Below are 16,378 nucleotides of genomic sequence, written 5' to 3' on the forward strand. Positions count from 1 at the left end.
ATAGATCAGATCGCCATCGTCCGGGTGTTGAGCCATTGCAGTGCGTCACCGTCCAGCAATGGGCTCAATCGACGCTGAACCTCGGCATGGTAGGCGTTGAACCAGTCTTTTTCATCCTGGGTCAGCAGCGAAGGTTCCAGGCAGCGGGTGTCGATCGGGCACAGGGTGAGGGTTTCGAACTCAAGGAACTCACCGAACTCGCTGCTTCCGGCTTCGCGGTTCAGCACCAGGTTCTCGATGCGCACACCCCAGCGGCCGGGACGATAAGTGCCCGGTTCGATCGAGGTGATCATCCCGGCCTGCATCGCCGTTTGCGGCGCGGCAGCGGCTTGATAGGCAATTACCTGCGGGCCTTCGTGGACATTGAGGAAATAGCCTACGCCATGGCCGGTGCCGTGGCCGTAATCGACCTGCTCCGCCCAGATCGGCGCCCGAGCAATGGCATCGAGCAAGGGCGAAAGAATACCCCGTGGAAATTTGGCCCGGGACAGGGCAATCACCCCCTTGAGCACGCGCGTGCAGTCACGTTTCTGCTCAGCGGTGGGTGTTCCAACCGGCACCATACGGGTGATGTCCGTGGTGCCTCCCAAGTACTGGCCGCCGGAATCGATCAGCAACAGGCCATCACCTTCGATGACCGCATGGGCTTCTTCCGTCGCGTGGTAATGAGGCATCGCGCCGTTGGCGTTAAAGGCAGCGATGGTGTTGAAACTCAGGGAGACGAAGTCTGGCCGGCGCGTGCGGGCGGCGGTCAGGTGCTCGTCGATGGTCAGCTCGGTGATGCGCTCGCGGCCCCAGGCTCCTTCCAGCCAGGCGAAAAACTCACAGAGCGCCGCGCCGTCCTGCTCCATGGCACGACGGATGTGCTCGGCGTCGGCCAGGCTTTTACGCGATTTAGCCAACGTCGTTGGATTCAGGCCTTCGACCAGCTTCACGCCGCTGCCCAGGTTATCCAGCAGGCCGACCGTCACCCGCGCCGGATCGATCTGCAGACTCGCGCCGTCCGGCACTTCACGCAACGCGGCGGCGGCTTCGCTGTAATCACGCAAGGTCACGCCGTCCTGCGCCAGAACGGCCCGCAACGGTGCGTCAACCTTATCCAGGGCCACGAACAGCGTTGCCTGCTGCTGGCTAATCAAGGCAAAGGAGACGAACACCGGGTTGAACGACACATCCGCACCGCGCAGGTTGAACAACCAGGCGATGTCGTCCAGCGTGGCGATGAAATGCCAGTCGGCGCCACGCTCCTGGAGGGATTCGCGCAACTTGGCGAGCTTTTCGACGCGGCTGACGGTCGCCTGGGGTGGCAAATGGGCGTAGACCGGTTGATCCGGCAAACTCGGGCGATCGTCCCAGACCTCCTTGAGCAGGTCGATGTCGGTGCGCAACCGCGCACCGCGTTCGGCGAGCTTGCCGCCCAAGGTGCGGGCCGAGGCCACGGCCATGACTGCACCATCGACCGCGACCACCCCGCCCTCGGGCGTTTGTTCGGCCAGCCAGTCCAGCGGACCGGGCTGGCCCGGAATGAGCTTGACCAACTCGATACCGCTGCCCTCCAGCTCCTTGGTCGCCTGCTCCCAATAACGGCTGTCGGCCCAGACACCGGCGAAACTGCCGGTGACGATCAAGGTACCCACCGAACCATGGAACCCCGACAACCATTGTCGTCCCTGCCAATAACCCGGCAGGTATTCAGACAGATGCGGGTCGGCCGATGGCACCAGCAATGCGTGAACGCCCTCTCGGCTCATCAGTTGACGGATTCGGGCCAGGCGCTGGGGAACCAGTCCATGGGGCAAAGGCTCGGTGCTCATTGTTTCTCCTGCTTATTGAAATTGTTGTTCGATGCCGAAGACGGCTTATTGAGTGGTGACCCAGAATGCCGGCGCAGTCGCGCACGCGGCCTTGATCAACCGCACCGCCTCATCGATATCCTGCTCGGTGGTAAAGCGCCCCAAGCTCAAGCGAATGGTCCGCCCGGCCGCCCGGGCATCGTGCCCCAGGGCCAGCAGCACGTGGGACGGCGTGTTCTGCGCCGAATTGCAGGCCGAGGTCGCGGAAAACGCAATCGATGCGCCCAATGTCGCCGGATTGAACTCACCTTCGTTGAACGTCAGGCTCAGGGTGTGGGGAATCCGGCAGCTTGCACTGCCGTTTATACACACTCCGGGCAAGGCCAGCAGCGGCTCGAGCAAACGATTGCGCAATCGGGCGACTTTAGCGAGTTCTTCGTCGAACGCCGTGGCTGCCAATTCGAATGCGGCGCCCATGGCGGCAATCTGGTGGGTCGCCAGGGTTCCGGAACGCAAACCGCCCTCATGGCCACCGCCATGAATCTGCGCCGACAGCCGTGGCCGGGCACGGTCGCCGACGTAGAGCGCACCGATGCCCTTGGGACCGTAGATTTTATGCGCGGAAAAAGACATCAGGTCCACCGGCCAGCGGGACAGGTCGATCTGCACCTTGCCGGCGCCTTGGGCGGCGTCCACATGAAACAACGCACCGTGCTGGCGAACGATCTCGCCGATGGCGAGGACGTCGTTGACGGTGCCCAGTTCGTTGTTCACCAGCATCAGCGACACCAGGAACGTGTCTTCACGCAACGCCTCGCGAACCGCCTGGGGGCTGATCAGGCCCTCGGCGTCCGGCGCCAACCAGGTGACCGCGACGCCGCCCTCTTCGAGTTGGCGCGCCGTATCGAGAATCGCCTTGTGCTCGATCAGGCTGGTGATGATGTGGCCGGCGCAAGCACCGCGTGCCTGGGCCACACCCTTGAGGGCCAGGTTGTTGGATTCGGTGGCGCCGGACGTCCAGACGATCTGTTCGGGCTGGGCCCCCACCAATTGCGCCACCTGCTGGCGGGCACGCTCCACCGAGCGCCGGGCCTCCTGGCCGAAGGCGTGGGAACTGGAAGCCGGGTTGCCAAAGTTGCCGTCAAAACCAAGACACTCGACCATGACCCGGATGACCCGCTCATCCACCGGCGTGGTGGCGGCGTAGTCGAAATACAAAGGACGTTTATTCATAGGAAACTCGCAGAGCCTGCTCCGGGATCAGGCGCCCTCGTTGGGTTCGAGACTAGCAATACCTGATCAAAGACCTTAAAGAAGTCGGACTTCGTTTAAAAGTGCGTAGGAACGCTCCTGAACAGCGAGCTTAGCAGGCATCGCGTCGAAGCTCAGCCCTCAACTGATGCTTTCGAGCAGCAACGGATACATCGAAGCGACCAACAACAGCGCCATGCCCCAGTTGAACACGCGCAGCCAGCGACGGTCCCGCAACAGATTGCGCAACAGGCTGCCGCACACCACCCACAGGCTCACGCTTGGCAGGTTGATCAAGGCAAACACCGCCGCAATCACCAGCACATTGAAGAAGTAGCCTTGGAGTGGCGTGTAGGTGCTGATGGCACCGATGGCCATGATCCAGGCCTTGGGATTGACCCATTGGAACGCCGCGGCGCCCCAATAGCTGATCGGCGTATTGTTCCCCGGCTGGCTGTCCGAAACCGGACCGGAGTGGGCAATTTTCCACGCCAGGTACAACAGGTATGCGGCACCGATGTAGCGCAGCGCGGTATAGAGCAGTGGATAAGTCTGGAACACCGCACCCAGGCCAAGGCCAACCGCCAGCACCAGGGAAAAGAAGCCGCAGGTAATGCCCAGCATGTGCGGAATGGTGCGGTTGAAGCCGAAATTGACACCCGAGGCCAACAACATGGTGTTGTTAGGGCCGGGCGTGATCGAAGTCACCAGGGCAAACAGGGCGAAGCCCAGCAGCAGGTCAAGCGAAAGGGTCATGTCAGGTCAGTCCATCAGGGGCGGTCAGTCAAGTCACGACCCTACCCCACGTCCTGGCCCAAACCCACGGACAGTTAGACAAAACTTTGAGCGGTACAGTCCCTTAGCTTGACCGGCCTGGCTGTTGCACGACCTGCTCGGCGCTCATCTGGCCTTGATCGTCGAACCCCACGTTTTTCGGTGACGAGCCGAGCAGCTCGGCTTTCTTTGCGTGGTACTCCTCGAACGAAAGGCCTCGGCGATTCAAGGCTTCAAGGGCCAGCTCGCGAGTCTCGTCGGCGGTGTAGGGGCGCAGCTCCGGGGAGGAGCTGGCGCAGCCGCCCAAGAGGGTGGCGGTCAACAGCAGCAAAACAGTTAAGGTACGGTTCATGGCAGGTGTCCGGTGTTCTGGAGTTGGGCGATGAACAAAGGCTACCCGCCGGCCTTGCGCTGCAGAAATCAACCCTCTCGATAGTGGGTATTGCCTACTTGGATCAGCCGTTGCGCTTAATCGACCAACTGGCAATGCAGCGCGTTGTCCAGACTGCGCTCAATGTTGCGTAGCACCTGGAACGAGCCGAATGTGACGGCTTTGGCTCGATGAACCTGGATCAGCCGCCAGAAACCCGAGTCGCCACTTTCGAAGCTTCGAAGCGCCGCCTCGCCGGCCTCGCGGGTTTGCCACTGCAAATAGTTGAGCACGCGCCGACCATCCTCGCTGGCCTGGATACTCGCACTCAGGAAACCCTGGTGGTCCCGGGCCAGGCGCTCGGTCTGTTCCGACAAGGCCGTGACCAGCGCCTGCTGCCATTGAGGTTCGATGTCGAATTCCATCAGTTGGGTGAAACTGCGATTGTTCCTTGGCGATTGCATGAAAGGTCCCCTATGCAGGTCAGGCGGATCTTGCGATCCGAAGGCGTGCAGGGTAAAACCTCTAGTTAAGTCAAGGTCAAGCAGTGAATTGAGGCGATGGCGCAAATCGATGTCCACAAGGAACTCACCGTCGGCCAAGTGGCCGCCCGCAGCGGCGTGGCGGTGACTGCCCTGCACTTCTACGAATCCAAGGGGCTGATCAAAAGCACGCGCAATCAGGGCAACCAACGTCGTTATCCACGGGCGGTATTGCGCCGCGTGGCACTGATCAAGGTCGCCCAGCGCCTGGGCATTCCCTTGGCGGAGATCGGCGAGGCGTTGAAAAAACTGCCGGACAACCGCGCCCCAACGGCCGCCGACTGGCAGACCTTGTCGGCGCAGTGGAGCCAGGACCTGGACGAGCGCATCAGCCAATTGATGACGCTGCGTGACCGACTCAACGGTTGCATTGGCTGTGGATGCCTGTCGATGGAAGCGTGTCCGCTGCGCAATCAGGGCGATGTGCTGGGCCAGCACGGGCCGGGAGCCCATCTGCTGGAACAGCCCTGAAGCGTTCGTCGGGCTCCACGCCCACTCAGGCTCGCAGGCCTATAGTGGAGGGGCGCAAATCGACGAAGACTCTCTTCGCCTCCCATAACAAAAGGAGAAACGTCATGGGCGTCAATGCTATTCCCGAAGGTTTCCATAACATCACGCCCTACCTGGGCATTCAAAAAGCCGCCGAAGCCATCGACTTCTATAAAAAAGCCTTCAATGCCACCGAGGTCATGCGCCTGGCCATGCCCGATGGCGGCATCGGGCATGCCGAACTGCGGATCAACGGGTATCCGATCATGCTCGGCACGCCTTGCGATCAAGGCCCGCTGAGTAACCCGGACACATCGCCATCGGTCGGCCTGCATCTCTATGTCGAAGATGTGGACAGCGCATTCGCCCAGGCCATTGCCGCGGGCGGCACGGTGATTTCCGAGGTCAAGGACCAGTTCTATGGGGATCGCACCGGCACCTTGAAGGATCCCTATGGGCATCTATGGTTCCTGGCGACACACAAGGAGGATCTGAGCCAGGAACAGATCGAGCAACGGGCCAGGGAAATGTTTCAACAAGGCTGACCGTCCGTGGCCAGGGGGCTCAGTTCCTGGCCACAGCGGCACTAAAACTAAACACGAAACATTTTATTTCATCTTTCCCTTCAGGATTGGGATCGCTCGTTCGTCTTAATTAGATGCAGCAGGCCGCGTCGGCAAAAGCCACGGCCTGCTTTTTGGGTTCACCGGTGTTACGAAGCCCGTAATACGGAACCTTTCATCGAATCAAGACGTTCAATCATGTCGAAGAAATCCCGCTCCAAACTCTGGTTCCTGGTCCATAGCTGGTTGGCATTGCCCATCTGGTTCTTCGTGCTCATTGTCTGTGTCACCGGCACCCTGGCGGTGGTCAGCCAGGAGATCGTCTGGCTCGTCAACCCTGAGATGCGCGCCAGCAAGCCCTCGGACGATGCCGCGCTGCTCAGCTACGACCAGATCGTCGCCGCAATCAAGCAGGCACAGCCGCAAACCCAGGTGCAAAGCATCATTCGCCCGGACGAGTCGCATTTTGCCCTGGAAGTCGGCGTGACCTACCCTGACGGACGTCCCGACACGGTCTACGTCAACCCGTACAGCGGCGCCATCCAGGGCTCGGCGCCGACGTTCAACTTCCAGGCCTTCACCCGCGCCCTGCATGGCTGGTGGCTGGTGCCGTTCACCAACGGCTACAGCTGGGGCTGGTACCTGGTGTCGTTCCTGGGCCTGCCGTTGCTCGCGTCCCTGGTGACCGGGCTGGTGGTCTACAAGCGTTTCTGGAAAGGCTTCTTGCGTCCGACCCTGCGAATTCGCCATGGCGCGCGGATTTTCTGGGGTGATTTCCACCGGCTCAGCGGGATCTGGTCGATCTGGTTCATCGCGGTCATCTCCGTCACCGGCACCTGGTTCCTGATCCAGGCCTTGCTGGGCGACAACCAGATATCCATTTCCAGCGAACCGGTCATCCCGGTGGTGGCCCGTGAAAACGTGCCGTTGTCCGTCGACGGCCTGCCGCCCCCGCTGTTGAACCTGGACCGAGCGATTGAAATCGCCCAGCAACGCATCCCGGGACTGGAAGCAAGTTTCATCAGCCTGCCCGCCAATGCCTATAGCCACCTGGAAATCGGCGGCCGCGGCTGGTATCCGCTGATGTTCCAGACTGCCACCATCAACCCCTACAACGGTGACGTGGCCGCCTCGCGGCTGCTGTCCGATCGCACGACCCTGGAGTTCGTCACCGAATCCATGCGGCCCTTGCACACCGGGGATTTCGGCGGCCTCTGGATCAAGCTCATCTGGTTTTTCTTCGGTTTGATCATGAGCATGATGGTCCTCAGCGGGCTGCTGATCTGGACCAAACGCACGGCCCTGGCCACCGCCAATGCCTTCAAGCGTAGCCAGAAACCCACCCGTGGCGCCCGCCTCACGCAGGCATTGCAAACGTCCGTCCACCGCGAATCTTCGGAGGGCAGCCTGTGAACCCATCCAATGCCGCTTCATCACCGTCGCGCCTGAGCCTGTTCTGGCATAAATGGCGCTTCCACCTCAACGTGCTGTTGCTGCTGATCCCCCTGGGGTTCATGCCTAAATACCTTTCCGAAGCCGCGCTGTTCCGTGGTGATGCCGGGCTGGGCGAGCGGGAAGTCGGCGAAGTCCAGGTCGGACCCTGGAGCCTGCGCCTGGCGGAATTTCGCAACGAAGCCCCACGCGTCCAAGGGCCTGCCGGCCCCATGAAACACTTCAACGCGGCCTTGTGCCAAAGCTGTATCGGCCAGGTCAAGGCCACTTACCTGCGCATCGGCAAACCTCGCAGCCTTAGGGCCGCCGGGGTGATTTTCTTCGGCTCGCCCTACCGTATGGGTGCCTTGTTGCCCGTCCCGGCAAAGACCCAGCCCGACGCCGAACTGTGGATAACCCTGGAGGGTTGGGACGGTTCGATGCATCAGGCTTCCATCCCCCTGAGCCAGGCCTCCCCGGCCACTGTCGCCTGGCTGAAGAATCAAGGAGCCAAACCATGACCCTTCGCGCCCTATCCAAGGGCCTGGCGCTGCTGTTATGCGCGGGCGCAAGCACCAGCGTCCTGGCCCACAACCCGATGTGCGAGTGCAAGGCCATCGACGCCGAGCAGATCCAATGCACCGGTGGTTTTTCCGACGGCAGCGGTGCGCCGGGGGTAACCCTCGACGTGATCGGTTATGACGAAACCATCCTCGTCCCGGGCAAGCTCGGCGCCGACTCGAAGCTGACCTTCAAGAAACCGAACGCTGAATTCTACGTACTCTTCGACGCCGGCCCCGGCCACGTGGTGGAAATCGACCAAGCCGACATCGAGGCCCCATGAGCAACGCCACGACTCAAGTCATCCGTCCCGCCGGCGCGGGTCATGAAACCCTGTATGTGTTGTTGCTGTGCCTGGTCATCGTGCTGGTGGCCGGGTCCGTGGTGGCCTGGCATGGCAAAGCCGAAGAGGCCCCTCACCTGGCCTCGAACCAACTCGACGCCCGCCGCGACCTCAGCGCCGCCGAGCAAGGTATCTATGCCGACCTGCGGGTGACCCTGGATGAAATCCGCTTGCTGCGCGAAGACCAACACACCCTGCCCGCCCCGCAAACCCTGGCCGAGGAAGGCTTTGCGCCGTTCGCCCAGGACGCCAGTTCCGTCAGCCGCGGCGGCCATGCCTGGCAACAGCTGCAGGACCTGGCCTACTTCGGCGCCAGTGCCAATTCGTCCGTGGCTGGTTCGTTTCTGATGCGCATCGGCGAAGCGTCCGACGCCGACGCCGCCCCGGACATCTGGCTCAACCGCGGCACGGGCCTCGCGACGCCCTCCACGCTGGACGACGCGGCTTTGTCCGCCGCTGGCTGGCGACAGATCGTCGCGCAATACGATGCCGGCGTAACCCGCCAGCACCGGCACTGACCCCACGCCTTCATTCGAGAGAAGACCGTTTGCCCATGCCTATTGCATCCCAACGCCGACCCTTGCTGCGCCTGCTGTTGATCGGCCTGCTGGCCTGCCTGTTCACCTCGCCGGTGAGCGCCGAAACCGCCAAGCGCCTGCGCATCGGTATCACCTTGCACCCGTATTACAGCTACGTGGCCAACATCGTCGGCGACAAGGCCGAGGTCGTGCCGCTGATCCCGGCCGGTTTCAACCCCCACGCCTATGAGCCCCGGGCCGAAGACATCAAGCGTATCGGCGGCCTCGATGTGATCGTGCTGAACGGCGTCGGTCACGACGATTTTGCCGACCGCATGATCGCCGCCAGCGAAACCCCGAACGTGAAGGTCATCGAGGCCAACGAGAACGTGCCCCTGCTGGCCGCCACCGGCACTGCCGCCCGAGGCGCGGGCAAGGTGGTGAACCCGCACACCTTCCTGTCCATCAGCGCCTCTATCGCCCAGGTCAATAACATTGCCCGGGAGTTGGGCAAGCTCGACCCGGACAATGCCAAGGCGTACACCCAGAACGCCCGCGCCTATGGCAAGCGCCTGCGGCAGATGCGCGCCGCCGCCCTGGCGAAACTGACCCAGGCCCCCAATGCCGAATTGCGGGTCGCCACGGTGCATGCCGCCTACGACTATCTGCTGCGCGAATTCGGCTTGGAAGTGACTGCCGTGGTCGAGCCGGCCCATGGCATCGAGCCGAGCCCCAGCCAATTGAAGAAAACCATCGATCAATTGCGCGAGCTGGACGTGAAGGTGATCTTCTCGGAGATGGATTTCCCTTCTACCTACGTCGACACCATCCAGCGTGAATCGGGCGTGAAGCTGTACCCGCTCTCGCACATTTCCTACGGCGACTACAGTGCCGAGAAGTACGAAAAGGAAATGGCCGGCAACCTCGACACCGTGGTCCGGGCGATCCAGGAGTCCGGCGCATGACTGTCCAGGAACCCCTCACCCTGCACCGCGCGGGTCCCTTGATTGCGTTCGCCGAGGTCAGCCTGAACCTGGGCCGCACCAACATTCTCGACAACGTCGCCTTCCAGGTGGAGCCCGGCAGTATTCATGCCCTGGTCGGCCCTAATGGCGGCGGCAAGAGCTCGCTGATCAAAACCTTGTTGGGGCAGATGCCGCACCAGGGCCGCTTGAGCCTGCAATGGCCGGGCGAACCCGGGGTGATCGGCTACGTGCCCCAGGCGCTGGAATTCGATCGGGGCCTGCCGATGACGGTGGACGATTTCATGGCGGCCATGTGTCAGCGGCGCCCCGCTTTTCTTGGCTTGAGCAAGCATTACGCTGGCGCCATTGGCCAAGCCCTGGAGCGGGTCGGCATGCAAGACAAGCGCAAGCGGCGCATGGGCGCGCTGTCCGGCGGCGAGCGGCAACGGGTATTGCTGGCCCAAGGGCTGATTCCCTCGCCACAACTGCTGGTGCTGGATGAACCGATGTCAGCCCTGGACGAGGCCGGCATCCAGGTGTTCGAACGGCTGCTGCAGGACTGGCGCCAGGCCGGGATTACCGTGCTGTGGATCGAACATGACCTGGAAGCCGTCGGGCGCCTGGCCGACCGCGTCACGGGTCTGAATCGCCGGGTGCTGTTCGACGGCCCGCCACGCCAGACCCTGACTCCGGAGCGGCTGCTGACGTTGTTTTCCACCCATCCACGCACGAACGGGAGCGCGGCCTGATGAGTTATGAAGCCTTTCGTTTGATGGTCCAGGGCTGGGCATCGGCCGGTTACTTGCCTGAAGCGCTGGCCTACGGTTTCGTGGTCAATGCATTGCTCGCCGGGCTGTTGATCGGCCCGGTACTGGGCGGCCTCGGCACGCTGGTGGTGGTCAAGCGCTTCGCGTTTTTCTCCGAGGCGGTGGGCCATGCGGCGCTGACTGGTGTGGCCATCGGCATCCTGCTCGGTGAACCCTACACCGGGCCTTACGGCAGCCTGTTCGGCTACTGCCTGTTGTTCGGCATCCTGCTCAACTACCTGCGCAACCGCACCGGCCTGGCGCCCGATACGCTGATCGGTGTGTTCCTGTCGGTGTCCCTGGCCCTGGGGGCCAGCCTGCTGCTGATCCTGGCGGGCAAGATCAACGTGCACATCCTGGAAAACGTACTGTTCGGCTCGGTGCTGACGGTCAATGGCAACGACCTGCTGGTACTGGCCGTGGTCGGCTCGCTGGTGATGGCCCTGGCCTTGCCGCTGTACAACCGCATCATGCTCGCCAGCTTCAACCCGCAACTGGCGGCGGTGCGCGGGGTGGCGGTCAAGACCCTGGACTACCTGTTCGTGGTCCTGGTGACGTTGATCACCGTGGCGGCGGTGAAAGTCATCGGTGCCATCCTGGTGGGCGCGTTGCTGGTGATTCCCGCTGCGGCGGCGCGCTTGCTCAGCCAATCATTGAAAGGCTTTTTCTGGTGTTCGGTGCTGATCGCCACCGTCAGTACCTTGTGCGGGATCCTCGCGCCGATTGTGTTCGACCTGCCGATCCCGTCCGGTGCCGCGATCATCCTGGTGGCCGGCATCGCCTTCGCCCTGAGCGCCATCGCCCGTGGTGTCGTCCCCAGCCTCAAAGGGAATCTTGGATAAATGGTTTTTTCATTGCGACAACTGACCCTGGCCGTCGCGTTGTGCGGCGTGGCCGTCACCTCGTCATTCGCCGACGAAAAGGTCCGTCTGCTGGCATCGCTGCCGGTCACCTATGGGTTGAGCGAGGCCTTGCTCAAGGGCACCGAGGTCAGCCTGGAGCGGGCCGCGCCCGACAATCTGCCCGGCACCCGCCAGAGCGCCTACTTCAGCGGCCGGGGCGCACCGGCCTTGAGCAAACTGGCCAGCAATGCCGATGGGGTGATCGGCCTGCGCTCGCTGTGGCCGGACGATCCGCTGTACCCCATGGCCCGACGCAGCAATATCCGCATCGTCGAAGTCGATGCCGCGCGCCCGGTGGACGGCGCCCTGCCCGGTATCGCCGTGCAACCGGGCATGGCTGACGGCCTGGCGAGCCAACCATGGATGGCCAGCCATAACCTGGGGCGCATGGCCGACGTGATCGCCGCCGACCTGGTGCGCCTGGCCCCGGCGGACAAATCGAAAATCGACGCCAACCTGGCGGCCCTCAAGCAGCGCCTGCTCAAACTCAGCGCCGACAGCGAAAAACGCCTCGCCAGCGCCGATAACTTGAGCGTGGTCAGCCTGAGCGAGCATTTCGGCTACCTGATCAGCGGGCTCAACCTGGACGCCATCAGCACCGACACCCGGCCCGACGCCGAGTGGACAGCCGAAGCCCTCAAGCAGTTGAGTGGGACATTGAAAGACAACGACGTGGCGCTGGTGCTGCATCATCGCCAGCCCTCGGATGCGCTGAAGGCCGCCATTACCGAAGGAGGTAGCCAACTGCTTGTGTTGAGCACCGACGAGCCCGATCCGGTGGCCGAGCTGGAAAGTAATGTGGGGCTGGTGGTCACAGCGCTGACGGGAGGCTGACAGTCATCCGCTATGGGGCCATCACATTCTTGTTGGCTGACACACCGCTTTCGCGAGCAGGCTCGCTCCCACAGGTTTGATCGTGGATGCTCGCAAATTCAGTGTTCACCACAATTCCTTTGTGGGAGCGAGCTTGCTCGCGATGAGGCCATCACATTCAACATCGGTGCCGGCTGACACACCGCCATCGCGAGCAAGCTCCACACAGGTTTGATCGTGGATGCTCACAAATTCAGTGCTCACCACAATTCCATTGTGGGAGCGAGCTTGCTCGCGATGAGGCCATCACATCCAACATTGATGCCGACTGACACACCGCCATCGCGAGCAAGCTCGCTCCCACAGGTTTTCCAACTCAGTTCAGAACATCCCCCGGCACCCGCACGAACCCTTCCATCAAAACCCGCGCACTGCGGCTCATGATGGCTTTTTTCACGGTCCATTCGCCGTTGACCTGGCTGGCCTCGGCGCCGACGCGCAAGGTGCCGGACGGGTGGCCGAAGCGCACGGCGTTGCGCTCGATGCCGCCCGCCGCGAGATTCACCAGGGTGCCGGAAATCGCTGCGGCCGTGCCGATGGCCACCGCTGCCGTCCCCATCATGGCGTGGTGCAGCTTGCCCATGGACAGCGCCCGTACCAACAGATCAACGTCACCAGCCACCACGGCTTTCCCGCTGGATGAAACGTAGTCCGCCGGCGGTGCCACGAATGCCACTTTCGGCGTGTGCTGGCGCTGGGCGGCTTCGTCCAGGTGCTTGATCAAGCCCATGCGCAAGGCACCGTGGGCGCGAATGGTTTCGAACATCGTCAACGCCTTGGGGTCGCCATTGATAGCACCTTGCAACTCGGTGCCGGTGTAGCCCACATCGCGAGCATTGATGAAAATCGTCGGGATCCCGGCGTTGATCAGCGTCGCCTTCAAAGTGCCGACACCGGGCACCTCCAAGTCATCCACCAAATGGCCGGTCGGGAACATCGAGCCGCCACCGCCCTCTTCCTCAGCCGCCGGGTCCATGAACTCCAACTGCACTTCGGCCGCCGGAAAGGTCACGCCGTCGAGTTCGAAGTCACCGGTTTCCTGCACCGCGCCCTCGGTGATCGGCACATGGGCGATGATGGTCTTGCCGATGTTGGCCTGCCAGATCCGCACCACGGCCACGCCGTTGTGCGGAATACGGTCGGGCTCCACCAAACCACTGCTGATGGCAAACGACCCCACCGCCGCCGACAGGTTGCCGCAGTTGCCGCTCCAGTCCACGAACGGTTTATCGATGGACACCTGGCCGAACAGGTAATCGACATCGTGGTCGGCCCGGGTGCTCTTGGACAGGATCACCGTCTTGCTGGTGCTGGACGTCGCGCCGCCCATGCCATCGATCTGCTTCTCGTACGGGTCTGGGCTGCCGATCACCCGCAGCAGCAGGGCGTCCCGGGCCGGGCCAGGGACACGGGCCGCTTCGGGCAGGTCTTGCAGGCTGAAGAACACGCCTTTGCTGGTGCCGCCACGCATGTAGGTCGCGGGGATCTTGATTTGAGGCGAGTGAGCCATGTGCTCCATCTCCTGAAAAAACGGGTGGCCAACGAACGAGCCACCCAAGCGATTTAAACGGCCACCGCCGACTCAAGGAAATCCTGGGCGAACCGTTGCAACACGCCCCCGGCTTCGTAGATCGACACTTCTTCGGCGGTATCGAGGCGGCAGGTCACCGGCACCTCGACGCGCTCGCCATCCTTGCGAGTGATGACCAGGGTCAGTGTCGCCCGCGGGGTGCGCTCGCCGATCACGTCATAGATTTCGCTGCCGTCGATGCCCAGGGTCTTGCGATCGGTACCGGGCTTGAACTCCAGCGGCAACACGCCCATGCCCACCAGGTTGGTGCGGTGGATGCGCTCGAACCCTTCGGCCGCGATCGCCTCGACACCTGCCAGGCGCACGCCCTTGGCCGCCCAGTCCCGGGACGAACCCTGGCCATAGTCGGCACCGGCGATGATGATCAGCGGCTGCTTGCGCTCCATGTAGGTCTCGATGGCCTCCCACATGCGCATGACCTTGCCTTCCGGCTCGACCCGGGCCAGGGAACCCTGCTTGACCTTACCGTCCTCAACGACCATTTCGTTGAACAGTTTCGGGTTGGCGAAAGTGGCGCGCTGCGCGGTCAGGTGGTCGCCGCGGTGGGTCGCGTAGGAGTTGAAGTCCTCTTCCGGCAAGCCCATTTTCGCCAGGTATTCACCGGCGGCGCTGTCCAGCATGATGGCGTTGGATGGCGACAGGTGATCGGTGGTGATGTTGTCCGGCAGCACCGCCAGCGGGCGCATGCCCTTGAGCGGTCGCGCACCGGCCAGCGCGCCTTCCCAATACGGTGGGCGACGGATGTAGGTGCTTTGTGGACGCCATTCGTACAGCGGCGTCACTTTCGGCCCGGTGTCTTCCTGGATAGCGAACATCGGGATGTACACCTGGCGGAACTGCTCGGGTTTCACCGACGCCTTGACCACGGCGTCGATTTCTTCATCGCTCGGCCAGATGTCCTTGAGGCGGATTTCCCGACCGTCCACCACGCCCAGCACATCCTTCTCGATGTCGAAACGAATGGTCCCGGCGATGGCATACGCGACCACCAGCGGCGGCGAGGCCAGGAACGCCTGCTTGGCGTACGGATGGATACGCCCGTCAAAGTTGCGGTTGCCCGACAACACGGCGGTGGCGTACAGGTCGCGATCGATGATTTCCTGCTGGATCACCGGGTCCAGTGCGCCGGACATGCCGTTACAGGTGGTGCAGGCGAACGCCACCACGCCGAAGCCCAGCTTCTCGAGTTCGGACGTCAGGCCGGCTTCATCCAGGTACAACGCCACGGTTTTCGAACCCGGCGCCAAGGAGGACTTGACCCACGGCTTGCGGGCCAGGCCCAGGCGGTTGGCGTTGCGCGCCAGCAGGCCGGCGGCGATCACGTTGCGCGGGTTGCTGGTGTTGGTGCAACTGGTGATCGCGGCGATGATCACCGCGCCGTCGGGCATTTGCCCGGGCACATCGTCCCACTGGCCGGAGATGCCTTTGGCGGCCAAGTCCGACACCGCGACACGGGCGTGGGGGTTGCTGGGACCTGCCATGTTGCGCACCACCGACGACAGGTCGAAGGTCAGGCCACGCTCGTATAGCGCGCCCTTGAGGCTATCGGCCCACAGGCCCACGTGCTTGGCATAGGTTTCCACCAACTGCACCTGGGTGTCTTCGCGGCCGGTGAGCTTCAGGTAATCGATCGTCTGTTGATCGATATGGAACATCGCCGCCGTGGCGCCGTATTCCGGGGCCATGTTGGAGATGGTCGCGCGGTCGCCCAGGGTCAGGGCACTGGCGCCTTCGCCGAAGAACTCCAGCCACGCCCCGACGACTTTCTGCTTGCGCAGGAACTCGGTCAGCGCCAGCACCATGTCGGTGGCGGTAATGCCCGGTTGCAGCTTGCCGGTCAGCTCGACGCCGACGATTTCCGGCAGGCGCATCCACGAGGCGCGACCGAGCATGACGCTCTCGGCTTCCAGGCCACCGACGCCGATGGCGATCACGCCCAGGGCATCGACGTGGGGCGTGTGGCTGTCGGTGCCGACGCAGGTGTCGGGGAAGGCCACGCCGTCACGCTGCTGGATCACCGGCGACATTTTTTCCAGGTTGATCTGGTGCATGATCCCGTTGCCCGGCGGAATCACATCGACGTTCTTGAAGGCTTTCTTGGTCCAGTTGATGAAGTGGAAGCGGTCTTCGTTGCGGCGGTCTTCGATGGCGCGGTTCTTGGCGAAGGCTTGCGGGTCGGAACCACCGCTTTCCACCGCCAGGGAATGGTCGACGATCAGTTGCGTCGGCACCACCGGGTTGACCTGCGCCGGGTCGCCACCCTGCAAGGCGATGGCGTCGCGCAAGCCGGCGAGGTCCACCAGGGCGGTCTGGCCGAGGATGTCATGGCACACCACGCGCGCCGGGAACCACGGGAAGTCCAGGTCGCGCTTGCGCTCGATCAGTTGCAGCAGCGACTCGCGCAGCGTGGCCGGGTCGCAGCGCCGCACCAGGTTTTCCGCCAGCACGCGGGAGGTATACGGCAGGCCATCATAGGCGCCGGGGCGGATGGCCTCCACTGCCCCGCGAACGTCGAAATAATCCAGCGAAGTGCCGGGCAGCGGTTTGCGAAATTCTGTGTTCATCGTCAGGACTCGGGTCACGGTGGTTTCAGAGGGGTTGGCCGG

General features: G+C 62.9%; 17 protein-coding genes. 10 read left to right on the plus strand and 7 right to left on the minus strand.

The window, feature by feature from the left end; translation table 11 throughout:
- Positions 1-5: 5 nt before the first annotated feature.
- The 5 genes from J3P85_RS20425 to J3P85_RS20445 all read right to left on the minus strand — a co-directional run bounded on the left by J3P85_RS20425 (position 6) and on the right by J3P85_RS20445 (position 4,652).
- Entirely contained in the window at positions 6-1,814 is a 1,809-nt protein-coding gene (locus tag J3P85_RS20425; protein WP_434574884.1) for an aminopeptidase P family protein, read from the minus strand.
- 45 nt (positions 1,815-1,859) lie between these two features.
- On the minus strand, positions 1,860-3,026 hold the full coding sequence (locus tag J3P85_RS20430) for a cysteine desulfurase family protein (protein ID WP_434703233.1): 1,167 nt from the start codon (positions 3,024-3,026) through the stop codon (positions 1,860-1,862).
- A gap of 159 nt (positions 3,027-3,185) precedes the next feature.
- Entirely contained in the window at positions 3,186-3,800 is a 615-nt protein-coding gene (locus J3P85_RS20435) for a LysE family translocator (protein WP_053123629.1), read from the minus strand.
- 103 nt (positions 3,801-3,903) lie between these two features.
- Positions 3,904-4,170 (minus strand): hypothetical protein, encoded by a 267-nt coding sequence (locus J3P85_RS20440; RefSeq protein ID WP_434703234.1) that lies wholly within the window; start codon positions 4,168-4,170, stop codon positions 3,904-3,906.
- 116 nt (positions 4,171-4,286) lie between these two features.
- Positions 4,287-4,652, minus strand: a complete 366-nt coding sequence (locus J3P85_RS20445) for an antibiotic biosynthesis monooxygenase (protein ID WP_186709636.1) — start codon at positions 4,650-4,652, stop codon at positions 4,287-4,289.
- A gap of 96 nt (positions 4,653-4,748) precedes the next feature.
- On the opposite strand from J3P85_RS20445, the gene soxR reads away from it, so the two are divergent.
- The 10 genes from soxR (at position 4,749) to J3P85_RS20495 (ending at position 12,142) form a co-directional block, all read left to right on the plus strand.
- Positions 4,749-5,201, plus strand: a complete 453-nt coding sequence (gene soxR / locus J3P85_RS20450; protein WP_434703235.1) for a redox-sensitive transcriptional activator SoxR — start codon at positions 4,749-4,751, stop codon at positions 5,199-5,201.
- 104 nt (positions 5,202-5,305) lie between these two features.
- Positions 5,306-5,764: a VOC family protein gene (locus tag J3P85_RS20455; protein WP_186730980.1), complete on the plus strand. Its 459-nt coding sequence runs from the start codon at positions 5,306-5,308 to the stop codon at positions 5,762-5,764.
- A gap of 216 nt (positions 5,765-5,980) precedes the next feature.
- Positions 5,981-7,195: a PepSY-associated TM helix domain-containing protein gene (locus J3P85_RS20460; RefSeq protein WP_434703237.1), complete on the plus strand. Its 1,215-nt coding sequence runs from the start codon at positions 5,981-5,983 to the stop codon at positions 7,193-7,195.
- The gene (locus J3P85_RS20465) at positions 7,192-7,734 is read left to right on the plus strand and encodes a thiamine pyrophosphate-binding protein (RefSeq protein WP_186709644.1); all 543 of its coding nucleotides are present in this window, start codon (positions 7,192-7,194) and stop codon (positions 7,732-7,734) included. Before J3P85_RS20460 ends, J3P85_RS20465 begins: the two co-directional genes overlap by 4 nt.
- Entirely contained in the window at positions 7,731-8,057 is a 327-nt protein-coding gene (locus J3P85_RS20470) for a hypothetical protein (protein ID WP_186709646.1), read from the plus strand. Before J3P85_RS20465 ends, J3P85_RS20470 begins: the two co-directional genes overlap by 4 nt.
- On the plus strand, positions 8,054-8,635 hold the full coding sequence (locus J3P85_RS20475) for a DUF6162 family protein (RefSeq protein WP_434703239.1): 582 nt from the start codon (positions 8,054-8,056) through the stop codon (positions 8,633-8,635). The genes J3P85_RS20470 and J3P85_RS20475 overlap by 4 nt, the downstream gene beginning before the upstream one ends.
- A 35-nt stretch (positions 8,636-8,670) precedes the next feature.
- A complete protein-coding gene (locus J3P85_RS20480) occupies positions 8,671-9,600 on the plus strand; it encodes a metal ABC transporter substrate-binding protein (protein ID WP_053123647.1) in 930 nt (309 codons plus the stop codon).
- On the plus strand, positions 9,597-10,349 hold the full coding sequence (locus J3P85_RS20485) for a metal ABC transporter ATP-binding protein (RefSeq protein ID WP_434703240.1): 753 nt from the start codon (positions 9,597-9,599) through the stop codon (positions 10,347-10,349). Before J3P85_RS20480 ends, J3P85_RS20485 begins: the two co-directional genes overlap by 4 nt.
- Positions 10,349-11,248, plus strand: a complete 900-nt coding sequence (locus tag J3P85_RS20490; protein ID WP_014339414.1) for a metal ABC transporter permease — start codon at positions 10,349-10,351, stop codon at positions 11,246-11,248. Before J3P85_RS20485 ends, J3P85_RS20490 begins: the two co-directional genes overlap by 1 nt.
- Positions 11,249-12,142, plus strand: coding sequence for a metal ABC transporter solute-binding protein, Zn/Mn family (locus J3P85_RS20495; protein WP_434703242.1), 894 nt, complete (start codon positions 11,249-11,251; stop codon positions 12,140-12,142).
- 355 nt (positions 12,143-12,497) lie between these two features.
- Here the strand turns inward: J3P85_RS20495 and prpF are convergent, their stop codons facing one another.
- Positions 12,498-13,691 carry a 2-methylaconitate cis-trans isomerase PrpF gene (gene prpF, locus J3P85_RS20500; protein WP_434703243.1) on the minus strand — a complete coding sequence of 398 codons (1,194 nt, stop codon included), beginning with the start codon at positions 13,689-13,691 and terminating at the stop codon, positions 12,498-12,500.
- Positions 13,692-13,744: 53 nt separating this feature from the next.
- Positions 13,745-16,336 carry a Fe/S-dependent 2-methylisocitrate dehydratase AcnD gene (acnD, locus tag J3P85_RS20505; RefSeq protein WP_434703244.1) on the minus strand — a complete coding sequence of 864 codons (2,592 nt, stop codon included), beginning with the start codon at positions 16,334-16,336 and terminating at the stop codon, positions 13,745-13,747.
- Positions 16,337-16,378 lie beyond the last annotated feature (42 nt).

Origin of the sequence: Pseudomonas sp. Z1-12 (genome assembly GCF_051132015.1) — a bacterium.
Taxonomy (GTDB): domain Bacteria; phylum Pseudomonadota; class Gammaproteobacteria; order Pseudomonadales; family Pseudomonadaceae; genus Aquipseudomonas; species Aquipseudomonas zanjanensis.

Bases quoted from the DNA above. Each gene is read 5' to 3' on its own strand.
- J3P85_RS20425 (WP_434574884.1), bottom strand. From the start codon at position 1,814: ATGAGCACCGAGCCTTTGCCCCATGGACTGGTTCCCCAGCGCCTGGCC.
- J3P85_RS20430 (WP_434703233.1), bottom strand. From the start codon at position 3,026: ATGAATAAACGTCCTTTGTATTTCGACTACGCCGCCACCACGCCGGTG.
- J3P85_RS20435 (WP_053123629.1), bottom strand. From the start codon at position 3,800: ATGACCCTTTCGCTTGACCTGCTGCTGGGCTTCGCCCTGTTTGCCCTG.
- J3P85_RS20440 (WP_434703234.1), bottom strand. From the start codon at position 4,170: ATGAACCGTACCTTAACTGTTTTGCTGCTGTTGACCGCCACCCTCTTG.
- J3P85_RS20445 (WP_186709636.1), bottom strand. From the start codon at position 4,652: ATGCAATCGCCAAGGAACAATCGCAGTTTCACCCAACTGATGGAATTC.
- soxR (WP_434703235.1), top strand. From the start codon at position 4,749: ATGGCGCAAATCGATGTCCACAAGGAACTCACCGTCGGCCAAGTGGCC.
- J3P85_RS20455 (WP_186730980.1), top strand. From the start codon at position 5,306: ATGGGCGTCAATGCTATTCCCGAAGGTTTCCATAACATCACGCCCTAC.
- J3P85_RS20460 (WP_434703237.1), top strand. From the start codon at position 5,981: ATGTCGAAGAAATCCCGCTCCAAACTCTGGTTCCTGGTCCATAGCTGG.
- J3P85_RS20470 (WP_186709646.1), top strand. From the start codon at position 7,731: ATGACCCTTCGCGCCCTATCCAAGGGCCTGGCGCTGCTGTTATGCGCG.
- J3P85_RS20475 (WP_434703239.1), top strand. From the start codon at position 8,054: ATGAGCAACGCCACGACTCAAGTCATCCGTCCCGCCGGCGCGGGTCAT.
- J3P85_RS20480 (WP_053123647.1), top strand. From the start codon at position 8,671: ATGCCTATTGCATCCCAACGCCGACCCTTGCTGCGCCTGCTGTTGATC.
- J3P85_RS20485 (WP_434703240.1), top strand. From the start codon at position 9,597: ATGACTGTCCAGGAACCCCTCACCCTGCACCGCGCGGGTCCCTTGATT.
- J3P85_RS20490 (WP_014339414.1), top strand. From the start codon at position 10,349: ATGAGTTATGAAGCCTTTCGTTTGATGGTCCAGGGCTGGGCATCGGCC.
- J3P85_RS20495 (WP_434703242.1), top strand. From the start codon at position 11,249: ATGGTTTTTTCATTGCGACAACTGACCCTGGCCGTCGCGTTGTGCGGC.
- prpF (WP_434703243.1), bottom strand. From the start codon at position 13,691: ATGGCTCACTCGCCTCAAATCAAGATCCCCGCGACCTACATGCGTGGC.
- acnD (WP_434703244.1), bottom strand. From the start codon at position 16,336: ATGAACACAGAATTTCGCAAACCGCTGCCCGGCACTTCGCTGGATTAT.